At 62.1% G+C, this 7147-nt stretch carries 6 protein-coding genes; 4 read left to right on the top strand and 2 right to left on the bottom strand.

Annotated features, from left to right (window positions below):
• The first annotated feature begins 109 nt into the window (after positions 1–109).
• Genes J5286_RS28825 through J5286_RS28810 form a run of 4 tightly spaced genes read left to right on the top strand, consistent with a single transcriptional unit; the run spans position 110 to position 3870 of the window.
• Positions 110–619 carry a FecCD family ABC transporter permease gene (locus J5286_RS28825; RefSeq protein ID WP_348529300.1) on the top strand — a complete coding sequence of 170 codons (510 nt, stop codon included), beginning with the start codon at positions 110–112 and terminating at the stop codon, positions 617–619.
• Positions 616–1473 carry an ABC transporter ATP-binding protein gene (locus J5286_RS28820; protein ID WP_209193360.1) on the top strand — a complete coding sequence of 286 codons (858 nt, stop codon included), beginning with the start codon at positions 616–618 and terminating at the stop codon, positions 1471–1473. Before J5286_RS28825 ends, J5286_RS28820 begins: the two co-directional genes overlap by 4 nt.
• Positions 1474–1496: 23 nt before the next feature.
• Positions 1497–2816 carry an NtaA/DmoA family FMN-dependent monooxygenase gene (locus tag J5286_RS28815; RefSeq protein ID WP_209193359.1) on the top strand — a complete coding sequence of 440 codons (1320 nt, stop codon included), beginning with the start codon at positions 1497–1499 and terminating at the stop codon, positions 2814–2816.
• A gap of 25 nt (positions 2817–2841) precedes the next feature.
• The gene (locus J5286_RS28810; protein ID WP_209193358.1) at positions 2842–3870 is read left to right on the top strand and encodes a ketopantoate reductase family protein; all 1029 of its coding nucleotides are present in this window, start codon (positions 2842–2844) and stop codon (positions 3868–3870) included.
• A gap of 203 nt (positions 3871–4073) precedes the next feature.
• Here J5286_RS28810 and J5286_RS28805 read toward each other — a convergent pair whose 3' ends face one another.
• Both J5286_RS28805 and J5286_RS28800 read right to left on the bottom strand, forming a co-directional pair.
• Entirely contained in the window at positions 4074–5444 is a 1371-nt protein-coding gene (locus tag J5286_RS28805) for an alpha-glucosidase/alpha-galactosidase (protein WP_209193357.1), read from the bottom strand.
• Positions 5445–5465: 21 nt separating this feature from the next.
• Positions 5466–7133 carry an ABC transporter ATP-binding protein gene (locus J5286_RS28800; protein ID WP_209193356.1) on the bottom strand — a complete coding sequence of 556 codons (1668 nt, stop codon included), beginning with the start codon at positions 7131–7133 and terminating at the stop codon, positions 5466–5468.
• Positions 7134–7147: the final 14 nt, after the last annotated feature.

Below are 7147 nucleotides of genomic sequence, written 5' to 3'. Positions count from 1 at the left end.
CGGCCGCCGAAAAATCCTCAATTCGCCCTGTCGTCCACGTCGGCATAAGTGGGGAATTTTACTTCGGCGCTAATGGGGAAAATTCACCCGGCATTGACAGACGGCCTGCATCCAGTATTTTGCCGAGGACGAGGTGCTTGCGGCAATCGTCCGCTGGACATGGGGTTCGGTCAACAATTCGGCCTGGTATCAGGTGCTTGCGCTTTTCGCGCTGCTTGCCCTCGCCTTCCCCTATATCCGCTTCCGTTCGAGCGCCCTCAATGCGATCGCCTTCGCCGGCGACGATTCGGCCAAGAGCCTCGGCGTCGCCGTCTCGACGGTGCGGCTGCAAACGATCGCAATCGCGGCCACGCTGACGGCGGTGACCATCGCTTTTACCGGCATCATCGGCTTCGTCGGCCTCGTCGCGCCGCATATCGCGCGGCTGGTCGTCGGCCCCAACCACCGATTTCTCATTGCGTTTTCGGCCATCATCGGCGCCCTGCTTCTCGTTGTCGCCGATGCCGTCGGCAGGCTCGTCATCTCTCCTGGCGTCATTCCCGTTGGGATCATCGACGCTTTGGTTGGCGCACCAATCTTCCTCTACCTCATCCTCTCTCGACAAAAGGCAATCGAATGACCCTCCAGATTTCCTCACTCGAAGTCGGCTATGGCAAAAGGCAAGTCGTCAAAGGCGCGAACCTGACGATCGGCAAAGGCGAGCTCGTCGGCCTTCTGGGCTCGAACGGCTCAGGCAAGTCGACGCTGATCAAGACCATCGCCGGGATCAATACACCGACATCAGGCTCGATCACCTGGAACGGCGATGCTGACCTCGCCAAGCTTGCACGCCGCGATCTCGCCCGCATCGTCGCCTATGTGCCGCAATCGATAGGGCTGTCCTTCGGGCTCGACATCCGCGAAGCCGTGCTCCTAGGGCGCACGCCCTACTTCGGCACCCGCCCGCGGGACGAGGACTGGGCGCATGTTGATGCCGCCATGCAGCGCATGGGCCTTGAGGATCTCGGCGACCGGGCAGTGACGGAGCTCTCCGGCGGCCAGGGACAACGTGTGCTGATTGCCCGCGCCCTTGCCCAGGATCCGGAAATCCTGCTTCTGGACGAACCGACCAGCGCTCTCGATATACGCTATCAGTGGCAGACGCTGGCTGTTGCCCGCGACGTCACCCGCAAGAACAACGTGGCGGCCGTGATCGCCATTCACGATCTCAACCAGGCCGCTCGCTTCACCGACCGTGTGGTCTTCCTGCAGGACGGGGTGGTGATTGCCGAAGGGCGACCAGCGGATGTGTATTCGCCCGAACTGATCAAGCGCGTCTACGGCGTGGAGGTGGAACTGTCGTTGCACAAGGGCTTCGTGCAGGTCCACCCGTTGTCGGAGCGCGACCAGTCTGCTCCCGGTCTGCACTCCACGCCACCGGAGCCCACTCACGAAGTGCGCACCGTTGAACAGCGCGGCTACGCGACTGCCTGACACTTTTCTGAGGGATAATCGACATGACGAACAAATGGGCGGGCCGCAGCAGTGAACGCGGCCCAGGACTGGTGCTCGGCCTGCTTCTGGGTGGAACCGGACAGACGAAGAAGAAGGGCCGCGACGGCCCGACCGACAACCTACTCGATATAGACGCCTATGTCGAGCAGGCGCAGCAGGCCGAACGCGGCAAGATCCACACGGTCTTCCTCGCCGACGCGCTCGTGACCAGCGATACCGCACCGAAGCCGGGGCTGGAACCGGTGACGTTGCTCAGCGCGCTTGCCGCAAGGACATCGCGCATCGGCCTGATCGGCTCGATTTCGACCTCCTTCACCGAGCCCTACAATCTGGCCCGACAGGTTCTGTCGCTCGACCACATCTCCAAGGGGCGAACCGGCTGGAACCTCGTCACCTCCTCGGCCGGGGAGAAGAATTTCGGCAAGGCGCTTCCTGCGCATGACGATCGCTACGCGATCGCCGAGGAATTTGCGGGCGTGGTTCAGGCACTCTGGGAAAGCTGGGAGCCAGACGCCGTGAGCTATGACGACAGCGGCCGCCAGGTCATCGATGCGGACAAGGTTCACCGTATTGACTGGAACAGCCGCCACTTCTCCGTTCAGGGACCGCTCAATGTTTCACGCAGCCCGCAGGACAAACCTATTCTCGCCCAGGCCGGCTCGTCCACCGAAGGAAGGCAGCTCGGCGCTCGCGTCGCCGACGTCATATTCACCACGGGCCTCACCGAGGCCGAGCCGTCGATCGAGCTCTATCGAGACTTCAAGCAGCGGGCGACCGCCTATGGACGTTCACCGGATGCGATCAAGATCCTGCCGGGCGTGGCGCCGGTCATCGGCTCTACCGACGAAGAGGCCAAGCGCTTTTGGCAAAAGGTGATCGACGACATCGATTTCGAGGAGGGGCGCAAGTCGCTTGCCGGCCAGTTCGGCGGCATCGATTTCGAAGGCATCGACCTCGACGCGGAAATCCCGCTCAAAGACCTGCCGCAGACGGCCAATGTCCAGGGACGCCGGTCGCGTTTCGGCGTCTTCCGCGAACTCATCGAGAGCGGCAAGGTCCGCACCGTGCGCGATCTCATCGTCTATCACTCCAGCGGTGCCGGCCACTGGTTCCCGATCGGCTCGGTGGAGAACATCGCCGACCAGTTGCAGGACCGCTATGAAAGGGGTGCGAGCGATGGCTTCAATTTCCTGGCCTTCACCCTGAAATACGAGCTCGGTCTCTCCGCGGTCACGGATCACCTGATCCCGGAACTGCAGAGGCGCGGCATATTCCATCACGACTATCAGCATGAAACCCTCAGGCAGAACCTGGGCGTCTGATCAAGGACAAGGCGAGGACAAAGACATGACACGCTATGTAATCATTGGAGCCGGCGCGGTCGGTGCAAGCCTTGCGGCGCAGTTCGAACTGACCGGCATTCCCTACGCCCTGGTTGGTCGCGGTGCACAGATCAGCCACATCAGTCAACACGGATTGAGCTACCGGCGGCCGACAGGCACACAGCAGCTGAAGCTCAACGCTTTCGATCTCTCGGATCCGCCCGAACTGGCGCCTGACGATATCCTGCTCCTGACCGTCAAGTCGCAGGATGCGGCGGGCGCGCTTGCCTTCTGGTCATGGCGCAGCGTTTCAGGCACAGCCGATCCGGCGGCCGCCATCCTTCCAATCGTCACCTTCCAGAACGGCCTGGCAACCGAAGCGCTGGCGCTTCGAACCTTCGCCCATGTCTATGGCGCGAGCATCATGACGCCGGCCCGGTTTACCGAAACCGGGAGTGTCGTGTGCGGTGGCGACCCTGAAGTCGGCGTCGTGACGATCGGGCGTTTTCCCAAGGGGCGCGACGAGACGAGCAACCGCATTGCGGCGGACCTCAACCGGGCCGGTTACCTCGCTGAAACGACGGGCGAGATAACCGGCTGGAAATCGGCCAAACTGCTTCACAATGCCCGCAACGTGCTGGAACTGTTTCATGGCCCTGCGGATCTCAGGAGCGAGATCGGCGAAGCTCTGGTGGAAGAGGCGCGGCTTGCACTTCAGGCAGCCGGCTACAGGCTTGCCGCGCCAGCTGAGCGCAGCATTGATATTTCGAACTGGCGGGTGGCTGAGAACAGCGGCATCCATCCCGGTCAGCAATCGACCTGGCAAAGCTTCACCCGTGGTGCATCGAGCGAGGTGGATTTCCTCAACGGCGAGATCGTCCTGCTCGGCCGCCTGCACAGCATAGCGACACCCTATAACGACGCCGTCCAGCGTATCGCCGGACAGCTTGCACAACACGGCGAATTTTCCGGTCCGCTTCCCTTCGACGACATCCTGTCGCTTGCCGGCGGCGGCGACCTGCGACAAGGGCTTGAACTTGCCGTGGCGCGCTGAGCGAGACAAAGCTGGCGAAGCGTTGTACATGCTATCGAAGCTGGAGCGCAAGCCACTCCATTTTCAGCTAGTTTTCGATCATACAGTCGGAGTGCCGAAGGCACCGATTTCGCCGAGTCTTCCCAAATCTGAGATCAAACATCCAAAAAAGCCCCGCGGCTGAGCCGCGGGACTTCTTGAGGCCGTGACCGGGAGAGAGTTGGTCAGGCGGCCTGAACCTTGCGGGCGGTGCGTGCCCATGCCGGCAGCCAATCGCCATGCGCGGCCAGCAGTTCGTCCGTCATCGCCCAGATCTGGTCGAGGTCGAGTTCGGCCGCGGTATGCGGGTCCATCATCGCGGCGTGGTAGATGTGCTCGCGATTTTCCGTCATCAGCGCCTGAACCGTCAGTTCCTGGACGTTGATGTTGGTGCGCATCAGTGCGGTGAGCTGCGGCGGCAGATCGCCGATGAAGGTCGGCTGAATGCCGGATGCATCGACCAGGCAGGGAACCTCGGCGGCGCAATTATAAGGCAGCGAGGTGATGCAGCCATTGTTGCGGACGTTGCCGTAGATGACGGAGGGCTCGCCGGTCCAGACCGAATTGATGATCGAGGACGCGTATTCCTTCGACTGCTTGACCTCGATCTTGTCGGCCGAGCGATAGGCTTCCGCCTGGCCCTTCCAACGCTCGATCTGCTCGATGCAGCGCTTCGGATATTCGTCGAGCGGGATGCCGAACTTTTCGATCAGGTCCTCGCGGCCTTCCTTGATGAAGTAGGGCGTGTACTCGGCGAAGTGCTCGGAGCTTTCGGTGACGAAATAGCCGAGGCGGGTCAGCATCTCGTAGCGCACCTTGTTCGGGCAACGCGGGTTCCAGCCCGGCTTCGGCGCACGTCCCTCGCGGTAGGCGCGCACGAGATCCGGATAGAGGTCCTTGTAGGAACCGTCGGGCTGGCGATGCTCGAACTTCAGGTAGAAGGCCATGTGGTTGATGCCGGCCGAGCGGTAGCGGATGTCCTCGTAGGGGATATCAAGATCGTGGGCGAGTTCCATCGCCGTGCCCTGCACCGAGTGGCAGAGGCCGACCTGCTTGATGGTGGGATACTTCTCGGCGATCGCCCAGGTGTTGATCGCCATCGGGTTGACGTATTGCAGCATGATCGCTTCCGGGCAGACCGCGAGCATGTCTTCGCAGATCTTCCACAGGTGCGGCACGGTGCGCAGGCCGCGCATGATACCGCCGACGCCAAGCGTATCGGCGATCGTCTGGCGCAGGCCGAACTTCTTCGGAATGTCGAAGTCGGTCACCGTGCAGGGCTCATAGCCACCGATCTGGAAGGCCACGACCACGAAGTCGGCACCTGTCAACGCCTTGCGCTGGTCCGAATAGGTCTCGGCCTTGGCCTTTGCGCCCAGCGTCGAGATCAGCTTGTTGACGACGATGGCGCTTTCTTCCAGGCGCTGCGGGTTGATGTCCATCAGGGCGATGGTCGCGCCCGACAGCGCGGGCCGCTGCAGCACGTCGCCGATGATGTTCTTCATGAAGACGGTGGAACCAGCTCCGATGAAGGTGATCTTGGGGTTTCTTGCCATAATATCCTCCGGCATTGGCAATCAGGCTACCTCGAAAGCGGCTTTGACGAGCCGTTCGGTGTAGGCGGTCTTGGGATTGGTGAGAACTTCGTTGACGGGCCCCTCTTCCATGATCTTGCCATGCTGCATGACAATCACCCGGTGGCAGAGGGCACGCACGACTTTCAGATCGTGCGAAATGAAGAGATAGCTGAGGCCGCGCTCGTCCTGCAGCTTGCGCAGCAGTTCGATGATCTGCGCCTGAACCGAAAGGTCGAGCGCCGACGTCGGCTCGTCGAGCAGAATGAATTCCGGCTCGAGCGCGATGGCGCGGGCAATGGCGATACGCTGGCGCTGGCCGCCCGAGAATTCGTGCGGGAAGCGCGACAGGATATTGCCCGGCATGCCCGCCGCGATCAGCGCTTCGCGCACGCGGTCCAGCCGCTCGGCCCTGGTGGCGCCGAGCTTGTTGACCACAAGCCCTTCCTCGATGATCTGACCGATCGTCATGCGCGGATTGAGTGATGAGAACGGGTCCTGGAAGACGATCTGCATGCGCGAGCGCAACGGTCGCATCTCGGTGCGAGACTTGCCATGGATCGGCTGGCGGTCGAAATAGATCTCGCCATTATCAGCGTCGTTCAATCGTAGCAGCGCCTGCCCGAAGGTCGTCTTGCCGGAGCCGGATTCTCCGACGAGGCCAAGGGTTTCGTGCTTGCGGAGCGTCAGCCCCAGGCTGTCGACGGCCACGAGTTCCTTGAGCTCCGGCTTGAAGAAGCTGCCGTGGCGCATCATGAAGGACACGCGCACGCCCTTGGCGTCGAGGATGACCTCGGAGCCCTCGGGCAGCGGGTTCGCCTGGCCGCGCGGCTCCGAGCTCAGGAGATGCTTGGTGTAGCTGTGCTGCGGATTGGCGAAGAGCTTTTCCGTGGTGTTGTGCTCGCGCATCTCGCCGTGCTGCATCACGTAGACATAGTCGGAGAATTGGCGGACGACGGTGAGGTCGTGGGTGATCAGGATCACCGCCATCCGCATTTCCTTCTGCAGATTGCGGATGAGGTTGAGGATCTGCGCCTGCACCGTCACGTCGAGCGCGGTGGTCGGCTCGTCGGCGATGAGCACGTCGGGGTCGTTGGAGAGCGCCATGGCGATCATCACGCGCTGGCGCTGGCCGCCGGACAGCTGGTGTGGATACTGCTTCAGGCGCGCTTCGGGATCGGGGATCTGCACCTGCTTCAGCAGCTCGAGCGCGCGCGCTTCCGCTTGCTTCTTGCTCACCTTGCGGTGCACGCGGATGGCTTCGACGATCTGGCTGCCGATCGTGTAGATCGGGTTCAGCGAGCTCATCGGCTCCTGGAAGATCATCGAGATGCGGTCGCCGCGCAGCTTGCGGCGCTCGCGCTCAGGGTACTTCAGTATGTTGGCGCCGTCATAGTCGACGGTCGACTTCGGCGCGACGACGGCGCGCTTCGATAGAAGCCCCATGACGGTGCGGGCCGTCACCGACTTTCCGGAGCCGGATTCGCCGACGATGGCGATGGTTTCCCCGCGGTAGAGCTGGAAGGAGATATCCTTCACCGCCTCCACGGTTCCATGCTCGACCTTGAAATTGACGCCGATGTTGCGGGCGTCGATGACCGGGCTTTCCGTGTGCGCATCGTGATCGAAGCGGACGGGCGGGGCAAACGAGTTGACGAGTGCGAGAGCCATGTTCTTCACCTCAA

The organism is Rhizobium sp. 16-488-2b (assembly GCF_017741815.1).
Lineage (GTDB): Bacteria > Pseudomonadota > Alphaproteobacteria > Rhizobiales > Rhizobiaceae > Rhizobium.
This window is presented reverse-complemented; position numbering and strand designations above follow the sequence as displayed.

What these genes read in the sequence shown, in the direction of transcription:
- J5286_RS28820 (WP_209193360.1), top strand. Translation starts at nt 616, where the DNA reads ATGACCCTCCAGATTTCCTCACTCGAAGTCGGCTATGGCAAAAGGCAA.
- J5286_RS28815 (WP_209193359.1), top strand. Translation starts at nt 1,497, where the DNA reads ATGACGAACAAATGGGCGGGCCGCAGCAGTGAACGCGGCCCAGGACTG.
- J5286_RS28810 (WP_209193358.1), top strand. Translation starts at nt 2,842, where the DNA reads ATGACACGCTATGTAATCATTGGAGCCGGCGCGGTCGGTGCAAGCCTT.
- J5286_RS28805 (WP_209193357.1), bottom strand. Translation starts at nt 5,444, where the DNA reads ATGGCAAGAAACCCCAAGATCACCTTCATCGGAGCTGGTTCCACCGTC.
- J5286_RS28800 (WP_209193356.1), bottom strand. Translation starts at nt 7,133, where the DNA reads ATGGCTCTCGCACTCGTCAACTCGTTTGCCCCGCCCGTCCGCTTCGAT.